Below are 20,978 nucleotides of genomic sequence, written 5' to 3' on the forward strand. Positions count from 1 at the left end.
CTCCATGCAATCCAAAATCTCAAATTGATGTTAGATTTCGTTTTCTGGTGAAGTAGTAGCTACTTGTAGTGGCAAAGAGAGTACATAGCGATGTCCTGACTCTGGCGAACCTTGAATCATGATTTGTCCACCATGTAATTCTGCTAAATGACAGCTAAGTAACAGTCCCAAGCGTTCGCGTGACAAATTATCACGGTACTTATCTAAATCTATACCAGTAGATATAGTAAATGCATCTGAGTCAGAAACACCCAAGTTTTGCGACTTCTCTACTGCAATTGGCCAGATGTCTGGATCTTCACGCTCTTCTGAGTGATTAGGGTAGGTTGCTGCTTCACCTGCAAGCTCAAACAAGGACAAGGGATTAAGGCGGAAATACGGGTCAACCTCTGTCATACCGTCTCCTAGCCAGGGATGGGAAACCCAAATAGTAATATTCAGCGTATTTTCTTTATAAGAAACATGAATGCGAACAATGCTGCCTGTAGCAGAAAGTTGAATTACACTAAAAACCAGATGATACAGAATTTGCCGCACTTTGTCTTTATCTAAAGGCCAAATGCGACTGCGTCCTGGTTCTATGGACAAGCGAATGTCTTGCTCGCGGCGGTTAGCCGCTTCTTCTAACGTATTGATAGCTTGTTGACATAGCATTTCAATATCTACAGGAACTAAATTCAGCACAGCTGCATTTTCATCTATTGCTCCTAATTCGGTAATTTCGTTAACTAAAGAAAGTAAATATCGACCACTATGTTGGATAATCTCTAAATATTCTCTTTGTTTAGTTGTCAACGGCCCATATATCTCGCGTCCCAAGACACTAGCCATCCCCAACACAGATGTTAAAGGTGTACGCAACTCCTGAGTGAGCTGCTCTAAAAGTTCTAGTTTCAGTTGCTTCGTAGAAACAGATTCTTTTTCTAATGTCGGTGGGGTAACTTTAATTTCGTTGGTGTGGCTATCATTGAGTGTCAAGGTAGGAGCGTTCTTGAAAGTAGTTGTTTCAGTTCTAGCTTGCAGCAGTCTGTTGCGCTCAAATTCACTCATGCTCCAACGCGCTATTATTTGCAAAAACTCAATGTCTCGCGTTGTAAAGTTGCGTGGCACCAAATCCATTACTGCTAATGCACCTAAGCAATGCCCCGAAGCATCAATCAATGGCGCTCCTAAGTAAGCGCGGATACCATATTCCTGTACCAACTTGCTAGTGGCGAGTATTGAATCTGTAAGTTTTTGCGTATCGTTAATCACGACTATTTGAAAATTTTCTACTACTTGGGTACAAAAAGATTCCCGGCGTAATAGTTGTCGGCTTTGTGCCAGATGATTCATTAACCCTAACCGAGATAAGCCTACTGCTGACTTGAACCAGTGGCGTTCTTGATCTACAAATCCCAAGATGGAAATTGGCGCTTCCAAAAAATGGGCAGCTGTTTGAGTGGCTTCTTCAAAGACTGGTATTGTTTCTGCTTGCCGCAAACCTAACTCAGAGAGTACTTTGAGGCGTTGCTGTTCTCTTGTTTCCTGGGAAGCCCAACCATCCTTTAGGGAAAATAATTTGTTTTCAGGCTCTACCATTGCCACCGCTACCTTGATAATTGCTCGATATTGTAATTTTTATAACCGCTGTTTCCGGGTTATGATTTTCTATCTTTAAGCATTCCCCAATTTAGCTACCGATAAACAATTTTGGAACAAAAATTTTGCATTACTTCCGTAAATGGGAGGTACGATCGCACACAAGTTCTTAGTTACTGGTGCTGAATGTCTTACTTCAGGCTGGTGTAACTAAATATTACCTAAGTTTTAATACTAGATAACGTTAGTTTCAAATGCAACTAGGGTACTATAACGCTAAGGATAGATGAAAAAGCTTGTGTCATTATCAAGTGATGATTGTTTAGTCTCTACGCTTAATCTCGACTTGCTTAAAATTACTGGTCAACTAAAAAACTAAAGTCTTTTACTCCTAAGTATAAAACCGGAGATTAATTTATATAAAAACTAAACTATTGAATTATTTTTAATTTTAAATTAATAATTTAGTCTTATGCTAAATTCACATTTGAAGTAGCAATATTATTAAATTTTTGACCTTTTAATTGTGGAAAAATCTCCAATTATTGAGGAAATAATCTTGTTTATTCAGAAAAACAGTTCATCTTTTTTACCTAACAATAATTGACCGATCGACGAATCTTTATCAAGCATAAAACTATAATTTTGGCAAAGAAATAAAAATGCCAACTTAAAATGCCTTATTGAAAAGTCGATAAATGTTTTTCAGTAAATATTATAAATTGAAAATCATCAAAAATTCATTAATTTTTCACGATTAGTATTTGTCGAAATGTTCTGATTAAGCCATAAATGGATAATGACGGTAGCGAACAAAGTTTAATATATAATTTCAAGGCTAACTGGCAATGAATCAAATGACTGTAAGAATTCCTTTTGTAGACCTGAAGTTACAACACCTGCCAATTCAAACTCAACTACAACAGGCAATTAATACCACATTGGAACGGGGAGATTTTATTTTAGGGCGGGCACTTTCAGATTTTGAAGCAGCATTTGCAACGGCCTCTGGAACCAAATTTGGTGTGGGTGTGGCTTCAGGTACTGATGCGATCGCCCTCGGTTTACAAGCGTGCAATATTGGTTATGGCGATGAAGTGATTTTACCAGCCAATACCTTTGTTGCAACATTAATTGGGGTGCTACGTGCTGGGGCCAAGCCAATTCTTGTAGATTGCGATCCCCAAACAGCTTTAATTGACTTGGAAGCAGCCGCCAAGGCAATTACACCTCAAACCAAAGCCATTATTCCGGTACATTTATACGGTCAAATGGTATCGCCACGACAGCTATTAGACTTTGCCGATACTTATAAATTATTAATTTTTGAAGATGCCGCACAGGCACACCTCGCCGAAAGAGATGGATATCGAGCTGGTTCGGTGGGAACAGCAGCAGCTTTTAGTTTTTATCCCAGCAAGAATTTAGGAGCGTTTGGCGATGGCGGGATGCTATTGACGCGAGATGCAGATGTAGCCCAGAAGATGGTGCGCTTGCGGAATTATGGTGCATCCCAAAAGTATTTTCATGTTGAATCCGGTACGAACAGTCGCTTGGATACATTACAAGCCGCAGTATTATTAGAAAAATTACCATATTTGCCAGAGTGGAATCGCGATCGCTTGACTATTGCCCAGCAGTATGACGATGAGTTAGCACCTCTAGCAGCCTCTGGTATTATGCCCGTGCAAAATCAAAGCGGTTCGGGACATGTTTATCATCTTTACGTAATTAAAGTTAATGAATCTTGTATGTCAGAACGCCAGCAAATCCAGGACAAATTAACAGCAGAGGGAATTCAGACAGGCATTCACTACCCAATCCCCTGCCATCTTCAACCAGCATTCACCTACCTAGGCTATCAACAAGGAGACTTTCCCCACTCAGAAAAGCTGGCAAAGGAAATATTATCGTTACCTATGTATCCTGGTTTGAGCAGCAGCCAAATTAAAGAAGTTACATTGGCGATCGCTCGTTCAGTCTCAACTACTTTACACCCGAACCAATCTCCTGTCTCAGTTGGCAGTAAGGCTGCATAAAATGAAGACTTATGATGGAGGCTAATTGCACTAGCCTCAGTAGTAAACGACAATAGTTATTGAGTTTTTAATTCAGTAAATCAACATTAAAAAGTATTAAACCGATAGCAGGAATTCAGGAGACAGAATCCAGAATCTAACTCCTGACTTTTATACAGACGCGTTATAGCGCGCTACTGACTAACCCGAAAAATTATGGCACTTCAGCAACAGCTTAGAAATAGAAACGCGGCACAATTACTGAGCATAGCGATTTTAGGCGTTTTGGTGCTGCTCTATGCTCCTATCTTGCTCCACTGGCTAGATGGTTGGCTGCACAAAAGTATCAGTATAGAACATGAATATTTTAGTCACGGTATTATCGGTTTACCGTTTGCCGCTTACCTAAGCTGGCTTAACCGGAAAAAGTGGCAACGTTTGCCAGATACCACCCATCCTTTGGGTGGTGTTCTACTTTTTGTGGCAGGAATTTTCTATCTCAGCGGCGTTCCAGAGTGGGTAAACCTTTCTTTTCCGACGATATTGGCAGGATTATGTTTGTGGTTCAAAGGCTTACGGGGCTCCCGATTACAAGGCTTTCCGCTACTGCTAGTATTTCTAGCAACTCCAACAGCAGTACCATACCTAATTGCTCCTTACACCTTGCCTTTACAAAACTTCATCGCCGGTACAGCAGGCTTTATACTAAATCAATTTGGTATGGAAGTAACTGTCGATGAGATGAATATATATGTCGGCGGACGGATTGTAGAAGTTGCCCCCTATTGTGCGGGGCTAAAAATGTTGTTTACTACTCTCTACGTCAGCTTGATGTTACTTTATTGGACTGGTGCTTTATCTTCACGTCGCACCATCGCATGGTTTTTATCTATTGCCGTAATCATTAGCATTAGTGCAAATATCGTTCGTAACACTTTACTAGCTTTCTTTCACGGTACAGGTCAAGAAGCCGCTTTTAAATGGTTGCATGAGGGTTGGGGCGGCGATCTCTACTCTGCTTGTATGCTGCTTTTATTAGTACCTCTGCTAAATAAAATTACTAGCTACTTCTCAGTAGTTCCAGAACAGGGGGAGCAAGAGGAATAACAACTGACTCATGTACAGACAAGGGTTAATCGCGTCTGTACGACAACTGACTCCTACCTCCTAGTTTTATGATGTAGAAGGTAGAGTTACTCAATTTTGAACGTTAGGAAATATCCTCGATAGGAGTCAGATTTCAATCTATGGATGCAATGGAGTTTTTTCAACTAAGTACTGGGCGGTGGCGATCGCAACGCACTACACATCACTTGGCCTTCAAACGCTCTGAAAAAGGTGAATCTGAAATTCAGATCGAAACTTTGAGCGCTGACGATCCGAAAATTATTGAAATTTGCCATCTCCATGAATTTGGCCCTAGCTTGGCAGTTGGTGGAGCTTTTGTTTCTTGGCAAGGTTCAATGGGATGGGATAGAGAAGAAGAAAACCACACAGGTTCGACTGTGTTTGCACTGTTACCAGATACTGCCGATGGACGGGAGGGAACGCTGCTACGGGAGCGGGGTTATGCCGAAATTGTCCCTGTAGCAGGTCACTATCACATGGATGAGGAAGATGGGTTAGTCTTAACAACTGAGTACGAAACCATGAGTTCGATTGAACGATTTTGGTTTGCCAGTCCCAGCCTCCGGATGCGGACTAGTACTGTGAAACGATTTGGTGGCTTCAGTACGGCTACGTTCTGTACTGAATTCCGGATTGCAGATGTCTTGGAGGCTGCCTCTAATGCAGACGTGGCTAGTCTCTCAAACCCAACTCCAGAGCAAATTCAAAAAACTGTTGAACCGACAAAATCCTTTTCCTTCTTTGGCTGGTAAATTGCTACTGACAACTAGCACCGACCCCTTTACCCGTGGGTTGGATTACCTGTATGGCGCTCGCAGCTTGGCTTTAGAACCAGAGATAGTGGATGTGGTTTACGATCTAGACAACCGCATTCCTATCTGTACTTGGATTGGCAATCATATTGATGCGGTTAATGCCGAACTCAACGCCTATCTCCAAGCTTGCCATGACTGTTTTCACCCGTGGGAACAGTGTGTAATTCAGATATTTGCGGCTCCCTTCGCTCAATCCTTTGGGATTGATGGTCTATGTAATCTTCAGACAAACCCAATTACTATCTTGATTGATGTAGGACGAGTGCAGCCAGAAGACTGGTGGTTATTGGTTATGCACGAATATGCCCACGCTCATGCTGGTTCTCCTGGTCATCATCAAGAGTTCGCTAAATCTTTGGCTCATCTGTGCTTAGGACTAGCGATCGCACCTCCCTCCTGGCAAGCTGGTATGGAAGCTAGCTTGCGGTCTTACCCCAACTGCCGCCCTACTAAAGACCCGTTGGCGTTTTGGCAGGGGCTGGGGTGAAGAGGAGCAGGGGGAGATGGGGGGAGAAAAATGTTAAATGACCACCGACTCATCCCCAATCCCCAATTCCTTGAAGATGAAAATCAAATTAACATATGTAACGCTTCATTAAACTAAATCGAATAAAAGTCCCCCTTAACCGTATGATTGTGAGTAATTATGCAAAATATTTTGTAAATAAAGGAAGTTTTTTCGGCGTGGCAATTCCTCTTTTAGAGTATTCTCCATCCTCTCAGAATCAGCGTGTTGTCGGGTACGAAGTTCCTGGGGATGAGCAACCCCGGATCTACTCCACACAAAACCTGCTTTCTTCTACGGAACTAGACAATCTGATCGAAGCGGCATATCGTCAGATTTTCTTCTATGCCTTTGCGGCAGATCGCGAACGTTATCTGGAGTCCCAACTCCGCAGCGGTCAGATCACTGTCAGAGACTTCATTCGTGGCTTAGTGCTGTCTAATACATATAAGCGTAGTTTCTACGATTTAAATAACAACTATCGCTTTGTTGAGCAGACAGTACAGCGAGTCCTCGGTCGTGATGTTTACGATAACCGCGAAAAGCTTGCTTGGTCAATTGTCGTGGCAACAAAGGGTGTTAAAGGCTTTATCGATGACTTACTCAACAGCGATGAGTACCTAGAAGCCTTTGGATACGACACCGTTCCCTTCCAGCGTCGTCGAGTTCTACCTGGACGAACAGAAGGTGAACTGCCTTTCAACATCAAGTCTCCACGCTACGATGAATACTATCGCGGCAAATTGGGCTTCCCACAAGTTATCTGGCAAACTGTTGTTCGTAGCTACGTTCCCCAAGACAAGCAAGCGAAAGCAGGCAATCCATCTCTATTCCTGGATATGGCCAAGAGCATAAGTCCACAAGGGAATCAACCTCAACAAATTTCGGCACAGAACATTAATATTGAACAATCTGTACCTTATCGCAAGTTATCTGGCATAAATTAGGTAAATCCCTATTAGTTCATGGGGATTTTACAAAATTTGAAGCTTGGAGATGAGAAGTCAATGATTTCCCATTTCCAAGCTTCAACTGTATTCGTTGAGCGATCGCAACTAACATCCAAACTAATCAAGCACTTTCCTCATCTTTTGCGCGAAACCCTAGCTCCATCAGTGCTTTGCGAATTTTGGCTTTAGAAGGACGAATTGTGGGAGGAGTTAATCCCATCTCTCTAGCAGTCTCAAACATTTCCCTCATCAGTACATCTAGAGAGTTATCGTTCGCATCTTCTGGCAGTTTTTCAATCCTTCCCTCATAAGCTAGAGTGTAAAGCTCTAGATGGTGTACATCCATTACTCTAGCCAGCTTTCTCAAGGTTTCAGGCGTAGGACAGGTTCCTTTAAAGCAGGCTCCTCTCAGCCTGGGTTGAGGAATTCCAGACAACTCCGCTAGACGGTTCATGCTAATACCTTGTTCTTCCAGATGTTGAAGAATTAACCGTCCTAACGGGGAGCAATCTTCAGATTTTATTTGTAACCTTGCTGGCATTATTCAGTATCAAAGGGATACGGCGATCTATAGGATAAGCTGTAAAACATTTAATTTGCAATAATGCAATTACTTTTATGTTTTAATTTCGTGACTTATTTGATATTAGCTTGTTATCGCTATATCGGTCTATGTAAAAAATTTTGTAATTTTTGTATAGATTTTAATATTTGTTTTAAGACAGCATTGAAACTTATAGCCGATTGCTTTTGAGGATTTTATTTCTTCCTTAATTTTCCGGAAAATGTTTGTTTTTTATGTATCGTCAGCTTGGGTATTTTGTCTCAAGATAAACATATTTTTTGCTTGAAAATCTAAAAGATTTTGAATTTCTGCCTGAAGATTGAAGCGAGCAGATTGTTCCGCAGTCTCGAACATCAAGGGCGTAAAGTAGATGCGCTGGCGCTGCAAAAATCGTTCTAAAACCTGTTTGCGACCTGCAATATACTCGGCTTCTGACACCCAAGCATACTCTCGACGAATTGCACGCGCATATTCCTGATATTGAATTGGGTTAGCCGCTAAAATTGCTAAATCTGCATCAAGTAGGACTTGGCTATCACAGTCATCCGCAGCAGCTTGGTGGTGTTTGGTGTTAAGAATGAGACGAGTGACACTTGCGATCGCAGTAGGTGGAACGTTCAGACTATTTAGCACAGCGCCAGCATATTCCGCGCTTCTTTCTTCGTTATCTTGAGCTTGAGTGTCATAAATGACATCGTGAAACCACGCCGCCAACTGCACAGCAATCAGATTTTTAGCATGGGCTTGTAAAGTTTCTATTGCGTTGAGGACATGATGAATGTGTTTTAGTGTGTGATAGTGGCGATCGCAGCTAGAATAAGCCTCAACTAAAGAAGTAAAAGCTTGTTCGCTTGCTATTAGGTCAACTCCAAAAGACTGGAGTGTATGTTGCCAGTAATCAAATAACTCCATTGCTACTTTTAACGTACTAATGGCTGATGCTGAATACTTTGCAAGGGAGGAAGTGGCTGATTGTGAAAGTGAGGATGTTGAGCATCAACTTGATGTGCTTTTTTCACAAGCCAATCAAATAAAAAATTGGCCAGCTTTAATTGTCTAAAAATCTGCTGGGGATCTGCCAAATGACTTTGTGGTAACTTTTGTCCTATTTCTTTCAGGACTAAACCAATAGGCACATTAATTTTATCTTGGAGTTTCAGATAACGGGTAAATAGCGAACCGAAAGCCGCAATTAACGAACCGACTCCGCCTCGTGCTTGTCCCCAACCAATAAAATAAAGTCCTTTGTAATCGTCAAAAAAAGAGCCGCCATAGCATTTAACTACCGCTCCTTCGATACGCTGAAGTTCTGGAGGTAGGAAAGGATAAGCAACGTGATAACCTGTTGCACAAACAATTAGGTCGAATGCTTCTCGACTACCATCGACAAATTCGACTTCCCAGCCATCAAGTTTACGTACAGCGGGTTTGGGAATGATTCGTCCGTGTTTGATGTAGTAGGGAACCTCATTATTGAGAGTTGGGTGCTTGTCAAAAACTCGATGGTTGGGTTGGGATAGACCATAATCTTTGTGCGTACCAAAGCTTAGGCGAATAATTGCATAAGCCATAAGTCGCTGAAACCATTGTGGCATCCACCATTTCATCAAATCAGCAACTGGGAATCCTGCAAATGACTTGGGGATAAACCACACCGACTCGCGCATACTCAAAACGCATTTAGCTCCCACACGAGCCGCTTCTGCTGCCAAATCGCAGGCGGAGTTTCCTCCACCGATAACCAAAACTCGTTTGCCTACGAGCTGATTAGGGCGTTTGTAATCTTTGGAATGGATAATCTCGCCGTTAAATTTTCCTTGGAACTTAGGAAAACGTTTGTTCCAGTGATGGCCGTTGCATATCAACACTCCTTTATAGATTCGCTGTTCTCCATCAGCAAAGGTGACTTCCCAAAGATTGTTTTCAACTGGTTGCGCATAACTAATTGTACGATTCAGTTCGATATTTTCTCGCAAATCAAAGCGATCGCAAAAGGCATTTAAGTAATCCCGCATGTTCTGCGCGCTCGGAAAGTCGGGATAATTATCGGGCATGGGGAAATGAGTAAATTGGGTAATCTTGCGTGACGAAATAATATGTGCTGTTTCGTAAACACCGTGATACCAATTTCCGCCAATATTATCGCTAGCATCGACTTGATCGTAAGGAATATCAGCAGCTTTCAGCGCTTGAGCCATACCCAATCCCACAAAACCAGCCCCAATAATTAGATGCTTGTCAGCAGTATCGATTATCTTCTCAATTTTATTAAAGCTATTTACCTTGACCACCTTTCAACCTCCTGAGAAATGCATCATTAATCGAGTTCGCTATTTGAGGAAAATATCGTTTGAGAAGATGGGCTTTTTTAGCTGTGGCATCGGGAAAGACATGCAATTTATTATGAATAATTCCTTGAAGCGTCGCGCGCATGATCTTAGCCGGTTCGGTTGCTACATGTTCTAGAAAGTCATGGCTACTCTTACCTAAACTGCCAAACCGTTCGCACTGAAGAATTGGGGTACGACTAAAAAAAGGATAAACAGCCGTGACTTTTACATTGTAGTCTTTTACTTCATGGAAAAATCCTTCGCTGAACCCCCGCAAACCAAATTTGCTAGCTGTGTAAGGAGTTAATCCAGGCAATGCCCACCAGCCTGCTAAGGATGAAATGTTGACAATGTGACCTTGTTGACGAGCAATCATATCAGTAGCAAATAAAGCACTCAACCGCATCGGCGTTAGCAGATTTACTTGCATGAGACGTTCCCATTTTTCCTGAGGAATTTCATCCATGCGACCATAGACTGCAATCCCGGCATTGTTAATTAAAATATCGATAGGGATGTTGAGTGCTTTCACCTGACGATAAAGAATTTCACATCCCTCACGAGTAGAGAGATCGATACCCAAGCAAGCTAGTACTTCACCCGTTGCGACTTGGCGCTGAATAACTTCTACTCCTTCGCTTAGAACTGTTTCATCTAAATCAGTTAAAATTAGTCGGCTATTAGCTTCTAATAACTGTCGGGTGAGTTCTTGTCCAAATCCACCAGCTGCACCAGTAATCAGCACAACTGCCTTATCTAACTGAGTCATATTTTTGTACCAAATTATTAATATTGATGCGAGTATCTTGTTTCATGGTTCTTATGCATTGAGAATACAAGATAATAAGGCTAAATGGATGTCACGAAGAGGGTGTAGGGGGTAGGGTGTAGGGAAGACGGGGCTTGTACCCAAGAGGTTGTTGGGGCTATTTCTTCCCCCACACTTCACACCCCACACCCCGCCCCAACGAGGCTTGGTCATCAATCTTCTTGTGGTATGGGTCGGAAAATCATACCATTTCACTTTATAAATGATGCAAATACGGGTGTAAGGGCGAACAACCGTTAGCCTCTACAAGTTCTTGCATGTATATCAAGATTTTGGTGAATTGGTATCAGTTGTAGGGTGTATATTCGGTGAGAGTACAGCACCGCCAAAGATTTTCGGTGCGTTAGGACGTTCCGTCCATAATGCATCTTGCTGCAATGCCAATGCATCCCCATACATTGTTAATGCATATTGCTGCAATGCCAATGCATCCCCATACATTGTTAATGCATATCGCTGCAATGCCAATGCATCGCGTTGCAATGCCAATCCATCCCCATACATTGTTAATGCATCCCATTGCATTCAAAAAGCGACGCTTTTTGGAACTCAACGATATTAGTAACTTCCAAAACTTGAAGCGGAATAATTGATTTCAGGACTTACACAAAATTATGAAAAAACAAACCGCAAAGGGCGCAAAGTGCACGAAGTTATAAGAGTTTCAGAGAGTTTTTGCGTAAGTCCTATATTTTTTGGAGTTCTCTTAACAGTTTGTGCAAAAATCCCCTCGGTCAAAACGTAACTATACCTAGGTTTTATATCTGGTAGCTGCAAGATGAAAGAGTCAAAATAAAGAATGAAGTGTGAAATTTATGATTCATTCTTCAGCCTTTATCCTCCCCTTTGGGAACGCCAAGGGCGAACAGCTTTCAGCAGGAGATTATTATCAGTGGTATTACAAGTAAAAACAAGCACCTACGAAGCTAAAACTCAAGAAATTGCTAAACAACTTTTAGCAGCAACTCAAGAAAATCGCTCTTTTTTAGCTTCTTTACGCGATCGCATACGTTGGGACGATCAATTACTTGCTTGGGCAATGAGTAACCCCGGTTTACGGGTGCAATTATTTCGCTTTATAGATACTTTACCAGCGTTGCATGGTAAACCAGAAGTTGCCGCACATTTACAAGAATATTTAGGAGATGAATCTGTAGAATTACCAGCAGCCCTCAAAGGAATATTAAATTTTGCTAACCCGGATTCAATGCCAGGACAAGTTGCCGCTACAACCGTTGGCACAGCTGTAGAAACATTAGCTCATAAATATATTTCTGGGGAAAATATTAAACAGGTAATTAAGACAGTTGAACGATTGCGAAAAGAAAAAATGGCTTTCACCATTGACTTATTAGGTGAAGCAGTAATTACCGAAGCAGAAGCGCAATCTTATTTAGAACGCTATGTAGAATTGATGCAACAATTGGTAGAAGCATCGAAAAGTTGGAGCACAATTCCTGCCATTGATGAAGCTGATGGGAAACCGCTACCAAAAGTTCAGGTTTCTGTGAAGTTAACGGCGTTTTATTCGCAATTTGACCCATTAGATGCTAAAGGTAGTGAAGAGCGAGTTAGCGATCGCATTCGCACTCTCTTACGTCGCGCTCAAGAATTAGGCGCAGCTGTGCATTTTGATATGGAACAGTATGCCTATAAAGATTTAACTCTCAACATTCTCAAAAAATTGTTGTTAGAAGAAGAGTTTAGGCAACGTACAGACATTGGCATCACAATTCAAGCTTATCTGCGCGATAGCGAAGCAGATGCTCAAGATTTAATTGCTTGGTTAAAACAGCGCGGTTATCCCCTGACCATTCGTTTGGTGAAAGGCGCATACTGGGATCAAGAAACTATCAAAGCAGCACAAAAACATTGGTCGCAGCCAGTTTACAACGATAAAGCTGCCAGCGACGCTAATTTTGAAGCGATAACTCAGTTATTGCTAGAAAATCATCAATATGTGTATTCTGCCATTGGTAGCCATAACGTGCGATCGCAAGCCCGCGCCATAGCCATAGCTGAAAGTTTAAATGTGCCTCGCCGCTGTTTTGAAATGCAAGTCCTGTATGGAATGGGCGATAAGTTGGCGAAGGCATTAGTTAATAAAGGTTATCGCGTCAGAGTTTACTGTCCCTATGGCGAATTACTGCCAGGGATGGCTTATTTAATTCGCCGTTTGTTAGAAAATACAGCTAACAGTTCTTTTCTCCGACAAAATCTAGAAAATCGACCAATTGAAGAACTATTAGCGCCTCCAGTTTTAAAAGAGGCGGAGAATGAAAATGTCCCCGCGTCCTCTTCCTTCTTTGGCGCGGCGGATACAGATTATGCAGAAGAGGAAGAAAGAAAGATGGCTGCTGAAGCTTTTCAATCTGTTCGCCAACAATTTGGTAAAAGTTATTTGCCGCTGATTAATGGGGAGTACGTTAACACACAAGAAAGTGTTGATTCTCTCAATCCTTCTAATTTCAGTCAGGTAATTGGTAAAGTTGGACTCATTAGCGTCGAACAAGCCGAACAAGCGATGCAAGCTGCAAAAGCGGCTTTTCCTGGTTGGCGCAAAACACCAGCGAAGCAACGCGCTGCTGTGTTACGAAAAGCTGCCGATTTGATGGAACAACGCCGCGCCGAACTTTCCGCTTGGATAGTTTTGGAAGTCGGGAAGCCTGTCAAGGAAGCAGATGCAGAGGTTTCTGAGGCGATAGATTTCTGCCGTTACTACGCCGATGAAATAGAACGGTTAGACCAAGGTGTAAATTACGACGTTGCAGGCGAGACAAATCGTTATATTTACCAGCCACGGGGAATTGCTGTGGTAATTTCTCCTTGGAATTTCCCTTTAGCGATCGCTTGTGGTATGACTGTAGCAGCTTTAGTAAGTGGCAATTGTACGCTGCTTAAACCTGCGGAAACATCTTCTATCATTGCGGCGAAATTGACAGAAATTTTGGTAGCTGCTGGCATTCCTCAAGGTGTCTTTCAATACGTACCTGGGAAGGGTTCGCAAGTTGGCGCTTACTTGGTGAATCATCCCGATACACATGTGATTGCTTTTACTGGTTCCCAAGAAGTTGGTTGTCGAATTTTTGCAGAGGCGGCAACGCTGAAACCCGGACAAAGACACATGAAGCGGGTAATTGCTGAAATGGGCGGTAAGAATGCGATTATTATTGATGAAAGTGCCGATCTAGACCAAGCTGTTGTCGGTGTGGTGCAATCAGCATTTGGTTACAGCGGTCAAAAATGTTCTGCATGTTCGCGGGTAATTGTCCAAGAATCAATTTATGATGCTTTTGTGCGGCGATTGGTGGAGGCGACAAAATCCTTAAATATTGGTGAGGCGGAGTTACCGAGTACCCAAGTTGGCCCGGTAATTGATGCTAACGCCCGCGATCGCATCCGCGAGTATATTGAAAAAGGGAAAGCAGAAGCACAATTGGCGTTGGAGTTACCAGCACCAGAACAGGGATATTTTATCGGCCCTGTGATTTTTAGTGAAGTGCCAGCAAATGGGATAATTGCCCAACAAGAAATTTTTGGCCCTGTACTGGCGGTAATTAAAGTTAAAGACTTTTCCGAAGCATTAGCAGTTGCTAACGGTACTAACTACGCTCTAACTGGAGGACTTTATTCTAGAACTCCTTCGCACATTCAGCAGGCGCAGGAAGAGTTTGAAGTTGGGAATTTGTACGTTAACCGCAATATTACAGGTGCGATCGTGGCACGGCAACCTTTTGGTGGATTTAAACTTTCTGGTGTTGGTTCAAAAGCAGGCGGCCCTGATTATCTGCTGCAATTTTTGGAACCGCGCACAGTGACAGAAAATATTCAACGTCAAGGTTTTGCACCAATTGAAGGTGCAGATTAAATCGGTAGTAGGGCATACGCCCTACTTCTTTTATAATCGAACCACGGAGGCACAGAGAGCACAGAGAGAGAGATTTTGATGAGCTTAATTATTAAGATTGTGGATTCGTCTGAAGAATTCGCTGCAATTAAAGCAATTAGAATATCAGTTTTTCAAAAAGAACAAAGGGTAGATCCTGCTTTAGAGTTTGATGGCAAAGACGAAATATCTGACCATTTGATTGCTTATTTAGAAGATAAAGCTGTGGGTACTACCAGAATTAGATATTTGGATAATCAAACTGCAAAAATAGAAAGACTAGCTGTTCTATCTGTAGCCAGAGGACAAGGCATTGGTAAAAAGATTACCGAAAAGGCATTAGAGGTTATATCTAGTAAAAATATTCCAGAAGTTGTGGTTCACGCTCAAGAATATATCAAACCTTTGTACCAAAAATTAGATTTTACAGAAAACGGAGAATTATTTGAGGAGGTTGGCATTCTTCATGTAAAAATGAGGAAAAAACTACCCGTCTGAAAAAATTAAAAATATATTTTATTAATCAATCGATGCTCGATCGACAATTATAAGACTTGCTGTGGTTCGATATTCCGTCCCTGGGTGTAAGCCCGGAATTATTTTAAATATTGCTTGAGCATCTTTTCTAATTTAGCTATACGAATTGGTTTTAGGAGATATTCGTTAGCACTAATCTGCAAACTACTAAGTTCTTGTAAATCAGGTTGATTCGCACTGGTTATTACTACAGGTAAATTTTGCAGTTTGGGTTTTTCTTTAAGTTGTTTCAATAAATTCCAACTGCTAATATTTCCTGCTAAGTCTCCATCTAGAAAAATTAAATCTGGTTTGAGAGTTCGTACCTTTTCCAAAAAACTATTTCCATTTTTGAGCCAATCTACTTGATAGCCGATTATCTCAAGATAATCTTGTAAAAATATGCCAGTGTTTTCTTCTTGTTCCACAAGCAAAATGCGTTTTTTGGTAGTAGAGATAGAAGATGATATTACTGCCTTATCTTCTTCATCTTTGCTATCTACTCGATTTGGTAAAAATAGAGTGAACTCACTGCCTTCTCCCAAAGTTGAGACAAATGTTACATCTCCACCATGCAAACGTGCTAACTTACGTGTTAAAGCTAAACCTAAACCAGTGCCTTCGTACTGGCGATTTAATCGACTATCTAGTTGTTTAAACGGTTCAAATAAAAATTGAAACTGATTTGAATCAATACCAATACCAGTATCTGAAACTATGAAATTAATGCCTTCAGGTACTTTTTTCACTTCTAAAGATACCCGACCACTTGGGGTAAATTTAACGGCGTTACTTAGTAAATTCACTAGCATTTGCTTGATCCGCCGTGCATCAGCCATGCAAATCTCGGCTTTGGGATCGATTTTACTATCGAGTAGTAATCCTTTTTCCACAGCGCGATCGCGCACTGTCGATAAAACATAACCGCATAACTCTGGTACTGATAAAGGTATAAAAGATAGTTCTTCTTTTCCTGCTTCTACCTTAGACAAATCTAAGATATCGTTAATCACTGCTAACAAGTGTTCGCCACTACCATATATACAACTTATATATTCTTTCTGTTTCTCATTCAAAGAGCCTACTATTTCTTGTTGCAACAATTGCGATAACCCCATAATTGCGTTGAGAGGGGTTCTTAGTTCGTGGCTCATGGTTGCTAAAAATTCACTTTTCGCTCGACTACCAGCTTCTGCTGCTGCTTGAGAAGTGCGTAGTTTCAATTCTGTTTGCTTGCGTTCAGTAATATCCTCAACCATTGCCAGAAAAAACTCTGGCTGATTATTACAACCTGGAATTATAGAAACAGAGAGGCGAGTCCAAACTAATCCCCCATCTTTATGCAACAAACGTCTTTCTATTTCAACGCGATGTCTGGTTAAAAGCTGCTTTGCGTCCACCTGTATTCCGGAAATTAGTTGTCTGTAAAGTGCTAAATCTCCTCTTTGGTGTGAAATGTAATCTATGAAACGCTTGCCACACAACTCTTGGCAAGTGTAACCCAGCATTTGAGATAGTGCGGGATTAACATCCACTATTTTTGCTTTCATATCTATCAGTCCGATACCAATAGTGGAACGCTCAAAAATCGCTCTAAATTGCGCCTCGCTTGTTTGTAGTGCTTCCTGTGCAGTGTTTCGCTCGCTGGCTTCTACTGCCAGTGTTTCAATTTGCAAAGCTTCTTGAACTTGCTGGTGTTTTGTAATATTTTTGACTACCATTACCTGCATCTGTTACCCCTGGAAAGAGACTACGTGACCTTGTAGGTCTATGGGGAAAGTAAAAATCTTTCTTATAACTACAAATACTTCACAGGGTTTTCCTCAGCCGGAAAGTATATTTTTTTCATTAAAGTTTAGGTTTTAGTGTTGGCGTTCGGGTAAAAACTACTTTGTGGGGGAGTTACTATCTTAGATGGCACTTCCTCTACTCAGGAAGTCACTCTGTTGCAGTAAGTCTAGCTGGGAATTTCCATACATACATAGAACAAGTGGCATTAGCGATGTACTCTTAGGTAGAAGCGAGTTACGCGTCGGTCTGTTTTTGCGAGAAGAAGCATCACTCAGACGGGAAGTAGCATCAGACCTCAACAGCGGTGTTACTCTACTTTCTGTCGCTGGCAAACTCCCGAACTATCAATTAGTTCAACAACTTTATTCTTGAAATTGCCGATCGCTACAAACGCCATATTTCAAGCCAGCAAGAAATCTCCTTGACTCGCTCTTAAAATTATTCAAGGAGCATTAGGAAAACACCACTTGCTACGACAAAAGGTCAAAATAATAAGTCTCCCAGCAAGAGTGCGACCTCACAACCATACACAAGAGAGATAATTATTAACTCTTTACTATTTTTTAAGAATAATTTTAATATAGCTAAATCTAGAAAATGCGTATCCAAAGTATGCACAGCCTCCAGAAATTTTTGAGCTTGAACCATCTGAAACTCTAGTAAAGAGGTAGCCTTAATAGTGTCATTCATACTTGTATTTAGATAACACTTTAGACACTAACCTCGCATCACTCCTAATGAATAAATCTAGGGCTAACACTTCAAAGGACTTGCAAATTAATAAATCAGTAGGTCGGCGTAAATAATTATTGTTGGGATGAGGCAGGGGGCAGCTAACAAGTACAGGTTTTAACCAAGCAATGAGTAATACCAATTCTGTATGAAGATCGCAAAATTTGAATAACGTTAATTATTTTACATGTCAAACTGATATTTATAAAGTACTTTGTCAAAAAAGCGACAGTCATCAAGCTATTTGAGACATATAAAAATTTCTTCAGCATTGACTACTAGACTATGCAGGCATTCCTCTACAGAAAGATACTGCAAACGTCAAAGTTTGTAAGAATTGAGGTAATAGCGACTGTTGTGGAGGTGGAGAATGAAAAATAGTAGTGTAAGAATTGTTTCCTTGATTCCCAGTGGAACGGAGATTTTAGCTACATTAGGGTTGACAGATGCAATTGTTGGGCGATCGCACGAATGCGATTATCCTCCAGAAATTCAAAATCGCCCTGTTTGTACCCAAGCACGTTTAAATTCCAATGCTCCCAGTAGCGAAATTAACGATGAGGTAAATAATTTATTGCAATCTGCTCTCAGTATTTATCAAATTAAAACAGATGTTTTAGAGCAATTACAGCCTACCCACATTATCACTCAAGACCAGTGTGATGTTTGTGCCGTCAGTTTCTCAGAAGTTGAAAAAGCAGTTGCTGACCTAACCCATAGTTCTCCTGAGATTATTTCTTTACAACCCAATGTTCTCCAAGATGTTTGGAATGATATTGAACGAGTGGGTAATGCCTTTGATGTTGACTCAGTAAAGGTGCTAGAAAACTTAGAAGCTCGTGTTAAAATTTGTCAACACAAAATTCAAGGACTTTCTTTAACGGAAATTCCCACAGTTGCTTGCATCGAGTGGACTAATCCTTTAATGACCGGCGCGAATTGGATTCCCGAATTAGTCAACTTAGCGGGAGGACAATCACTATTTGGCGCTACAGGCAAGCCTTCGCCTCAGTTGGAATGGGAGACTTTAATAGTAAGTAATCCAGATGCGATAATTTTTATGCCTTGCGGCTTTGATTTAAATCGTACTCGCCAAGAAGCCCAGTTATTAGCTCAACGTCCAGAGTGGCAAAAACTCCACGCTACCCAAACTGGTAGAGTCTACATTACTGATGGAAATTCCTACTTCAACCGTCCAGGGCCGCGATTAGTAGATTCGTTAGAAATTTTGGCAGAAATTTTGCATCCCGAAATTTTTGAATATGGCTATAAAGGAGTAGCTTGGGAAGTTTTGTAAGAAACAAAGCTGTAAGGCAGGAGTTAAAAGTAAAAAGTTATTAGTTAACAGCTATTACTCCCCGATCCCCTTCATCCCTCCGATTTCCCTTGTCCCCTGTTATTTAGCCATTCAATTAAGGGTCTTAAAGTTCCTGGTAATGCTGCTTCACTTACAGTCACTGTATGTTGCTTACCGTTGTCTTCTACAGTCAACTTATACTGAAAGCGATCGCTCTGGGGATTGGGAGAGGTAATTTGTTCGGGTAACTGAAATAAATCGGCAACTTCGACTAACTGAGGTAATTCTTTAGCTTCTTGTGCTGAGAGAGTAGCTGTGTCAACAGTTGTCTTTTTACTGATCCCAGCAAAACCGCCTGTACGTTCAAAGGAAATTCGCATTTTTCTTCTCCATTGCGTTGTTTAGTAGGAGAAATACAAAGACTGGGAGGTGATAACTATCACCTCCCAGTCTAGCATTTGGGTATTGTTTAAGAAGCAGAAGGCAGGAGGCAGTCCCGATGAAAAAATTTTCATCACCATGCATGAAAAAGGAATATTCTCTACACCCTACACCCTACACCCTTTTTCAAGTCAGGAGAGTTATTTTTCACCCTCATCTTCCCAATCCCCAATCCCCAATCCCCAATCCCCAGTTCCCAGTCTTAAAGAACTCCTACCTTTTGCCAAGCGTTCTGCACTGCTTTCTGTTCGTTACTGCTAACTCCATAAAGTTCGCCAGCAATTTGAATAGTGACATTAGCAGCTTTTTTAAAGTCTGCCCTAGCACGCAGGCGATCGCGTAAAGCTATATACCAAATTTTGCCCGCTTTTTCCCAGGCGTAGCCACCAATCTCAACTGCTGCTAGATAAAAAGCATAGTTAGGAATACCTGAATTGATATGCACTCCACCATTATCATCTTGACCGGTATACATATCTTTCATGTGGCCTGGTTGGGGGTCTTTTCCTAGTACAGAGTCATCATAAGCTGTTCCTGGAGCTTTCATCGAGCGGATACCAACACCTTTAACAGCCGATGCTAACAAACCCTCACCGATGATCCAGTCTGCTTCTTCTGCTGTCTGATTTTTTACCTTTTGCTTGACTAAAGAACCGAAGACATCAGAAAAGGACTCATTTAACGCTCCAGGTTCGCCGTAATACTGTAGACCAGCTTCGTACTGAGTGACACCATGAGTTAATTCATGCCCAATTACATCAATCGACTTGGTGAAGCGTTGAAATAGTTCTCCATCGCCATCTCCATAAACCATTTGGTCGCCGTTCCAAAAGGCGTTGTCATACTTGACACCGTAATGCACTGTAGAATCTAAACGCAATCCCTTGTCATCGATAGAATTGCGGTCGAATACTTCATAAAACAAGTCATAAGTTGCACCAGCAGCATCGTAAGCTTCGTTTACTGCTTCGTCACTGCTGGGAGCATCTCCTTCATGACGCACCACTGTACCAGGGAGTTGCTGGCTATTTTGAGCATCGTAGATGGTGCGACGCTTCTCACCAGGAGAAGGCGCAAATGAGATCGCACCTACTATGTCTCTTCGTCCGCGCAACTGTGCCGAAACATTTAATGTATGAAAAGCCCAACTACGCTGCTGGGGATTGCCATTCACGGCGACGTTTTCAAGCATGTGGGGCGGGACAATACAACAGATCGGGCATCTATTGATTGGTGGATGCTCACACTTAAACCCAGACGATTTTTTGTTATTTCGAGCCATCCAAGATATTCTCCTTTACAAACTAAGTGATGGCAAACAGCGGGGCGAACTCCTCTGTTGAAGAAAGTAAAAACTAATGCAAATGGCGTACACCCGATCTTCTGAAGATATTTTCTACTCTTTATTGTCGGATAGCTCAATTGAGAGTGGATAGTACCCTCATGGGGTAATTAAATGTTGCAAAATGGCAGAAACCGTCAAACAAGCTTGGATATGGCAAGTTTCAGCTTCATTTTCCATCAGTCAACAAAACCTTCCTCAAAGAACCAGCTAGTAGCTTTATATAATAGTTCTTGTCAAGAGTGATTGTAC

At 41.5% G+C, this 20,978-nt stretch carries 18 protein-coding genes and 1 pseudogene; 9 read left to right on the top strand and 10 right to left on the bottom strand.

Going from position 1 to position 20,978, the window contains the following annotated elements; genetic code table 11:
* Window positions 1–30: 30 nt before the first annotated feature.
* Entirely contained in the window at window positions 31–1,581 is a 1,551-nt protein-coding gene (locus I8752_RS05545) for a GAF domain-containing sensor histidine kinase (RefSeq protein WP_214431333.1), read from the bottom strand.
* An 848-nt stretch (window positions 1,582–2,429) separates the two neighbouring features.
* Here I8752_RS05545 and I8752_RS05550 point away from each other — a divergent pair.
* From I8752_RS05550 to I8752_RS05570, 5 genes are all read left to right on the top strand, one after another.
* Window positions 2,430–3,620: a DegT/DnrJ/EryC1/StrS family aminotransferase gene (locus I8752_RS05550; RefSeq protein WP_214431334.1), complete on the top strand. Its 1,191-nt coding sequence runs from the start codon at window positions 2,430–2,432 to the stop codon at window positions 3,618–3,620.
* Between the two features lie 195 nt (window positions 3,621–3,815).
* On the top strand, window positions 3,816–4,706 hold the full coding sequence (gene crtB / locus I8752_RS05555) for a cyanoexosortase B (protein WP_214431335.1): 891 nt from the start codon (window positions 3,816–3,818) through the stop codon (window positions 4,704–4,706).
* Between the two features lie 140 nt (window positions 4,707–4,846).
* Complete coding sequence (locus I8752_RS05560; RefSeq protein WP_214431336.1) at window positions 4,847–5,479, top strand: phycobiliprotein lyase; 633 nt, start codon at window positions 4,847–4,849, stop codon at window positions 5,477–5,479.
* Entirely contained in the window at window positions 5,442–6,029 is a 588-nt protein-coding gene (locus I8752_RS05565) for a hypothetical protein (RefSeq protein WP_225895458.1), read from the top strand. Before I8752_RS05560 ends, I8752_RS05565 begins: the two co-directional genes overlap by 38 nt.
* 197 nt (window positions 6,030–6,226) lie before the next feature.
* On the top strand, window positions 6,227–6,994 hold the full coding sequence (locus tag I8752_RS05570; protein WP_214431337.1) for a phycobilisome rod-core linker polypeptide: 768 nt from the start codon (window positions 6,227–6,229) through the stop codon (window positions 6,992–6,994).
* 124 nt (window positions 6,995–7,118) lie between these two features.
* Here the strand turns inward: I8752_RS05570 and I8752_RS05575 are convergent, their stop codons facing one another.
* The 5 genes from I8752_RS05575 to I8752_RS05595 all read right to left on the bottom strand — a co-directional run bounded on the left by I8752_RS05575 (window position 7,119) and on the right by I8752_RS05595 (window position 11,246).
* Entirely contained in the window at window positions 7,119–7,538 is a 420-nt protein-coding gene (locus I8752_RS05575) for a helix-turn-helix domain-containing protein (RefSeq protein ID WP_214431338.1), read from the bottom strand.
* 255 nt (window positions 7,539–7,793) lie between these two features.
* Window positions 7,794–8,474, bottom strand: coding sequence for an HD domain-containing protein (locus I8752_RS05580; RefSeq protein WP_214431339.1), 681 nt, complete (start codon window positions 8,472–8,474; stop codon window positions 7,794–7,796).
* An 8-nt stretch (window positions 8,475–8,482) separates the two neighbouring features.
* Window positions 8,483–9,853 carry a flavin-containing monooxygenase gene (locus I8752_RS05585; RefSeq protein ID WP_318780814.1) on the bottom strand — a complete coding sequence of 457 codons (1,371 nt, stop codon included), beginning with the start codon at window positions 9,851–9,853 and terminating at the stop codon, window positions 8,483–8,485.
* Window positions 9,837–10,661 (bottom strand): SDR family NAD(P)-dependent oxidoreductase, encoded by an 825-nt coding sequence (locus I8752_RS05590; RefSeq protein ID WP_214431340.1) that lies wholly within the window; start codon window positions 10,659–10,661, stop codon window positions 9,837–9,839. Before I8752_RS05590 ends, I8752_RS05585 begins: the two co-directional genes overlap by 17 nt.
* A gap of 324 nt (window positions 10,662–10,985) precedes the next feature.
* Entirely contained in the window at window positions 10,986–11,246 is a 261-nt protein-coding gene (locus tag I8752_RS05595) for a hypothetical protein (protein ID WP_214431341.1), read from the bottom strand.
* A 367-nt stretch (window positions 11,247–11,613) separates the two neighbouring features.
* Between I8752_RS05595 and pruA the strand changes: the two genes are divergently transcribed.
* On the top strand, window positions 11,614–14,589 hold the full coding sequence (gene pruA / locus I8752_RS05600) for an L-glutamate gamma-semialdehyde dehydrogenase (protein WP_214431367.1): 2,976 nt from the start codon (window positions 11,614–11,616) through the stop codon (window positions 14,587–14,589).
* Window positions 14,590–14,667: 78 nt separating this feature from the next.
* A complete protein-coding gene (locus tag I8752_RS05605; protein ID WP_214431342.1) occupies window positions 14,668–15,105 on the top strand; it encodes a GNAT family N-acetyltransferase in 438 nt (145 codons plus the stop codon).
* A 98-nt stretch (window positions 15,106–15,203) separates the two neighbouring features.
* Here I8752_RS05605 and I8752_RS05610 read toward each other — a convergent pair.
* Window positions 15,204–16,787 (bottom strand): annotated as a pseudogene (locus I8752_RS05610) (hybrid sensor histidine kinase/response regulator); the annotation flags it as partial.
* Window positions 16,788–17,037: 250 nt separating this feature from the next.
* On the opposite strand from I8752_RS05610, the gene I8752_RS05615 reads away from it, so the two are divergent.
* Complete coding sequence (locus I8752_RS05615) at window positions 17,038–17,286, top strand: hypothetical protein (RefSeq protein ID WP_214431344.1); 249 nt, start codon at window positions 17,038–17,040, stop codon at window positions 17,284–17,286.
* Window positions 17,287–17,397: 111 nt separating this feature from the next.
* On the opposite strand, the gene I8752_RS05620 is transcribed toward I8752_RS05615, so the two are convergent.
* Window positions 17,398–17,604 (bottom strand): hypothetical protein, encoded by a 207-nt coding sequence (locus I8752_RS05620; protein ID WP_214431345.1) that lies wholly within the window; start codon window positions 17,602–17,604, stop codon window positions 17,398–17,400.
* 412 nt (window positions 17,605–18,016) lie between these two features.
* Here I8752_RS05620 and I8752_RS05625 point away from each other — a divergent pair, with 412 nt between their 5' ends.
* Entirely contained in the window at window positions 18,017–18,943 is a 927-nt protein-coding gene (locus I8752_RS05625) for a cobalamin-binding protein (protein WP_214431346.1), read from the top strand.
* A 71-nt stretch (window positions 18,944–19,014) separates the two neighbouring features.
* Here the strand turns inward: I8752_RS05625 and I8752_RS05630 are convergent, their stop codons facing one another.
* Window positions 19,015–19,323, bottom strand: a complete 309-nt coding sequence (locus I8752_RS05630) for a protealysin inhibitor emfourin (protein ID WP_214431347.1) — start codon at window positions 19,321–19,323, stop codon at window positions 19,015–19,017.
* Between the two features lie 263 nt (window positions 19,324–19,586).
* Window positions 19,587–20,666 carry a M4 family metallopeptidase gene (locus tag I8752_RS05635; RefSeq protein WP_214431348.1) on the bottom strand — a complete coding sequence of 360 codons (1,080 nt, stop codon included), beginning with the start codon at window positions 20,664–20,666 and terminating at the stop codon, window positions 19,587–19,589.
* Window positions 20,667–20,978 lie beyond the last annotated feature (312 nt).

The organism is Dendronalium phyllosphericum CENA369, from assembly GCF_016056275.1.
Lineage (GTDB): Bacteria > Cyanobacteriota > Cyanobacteriia > Cyanobacteriales > Nostocaceae > Dendronalium > Dendronalium phyllosphericum.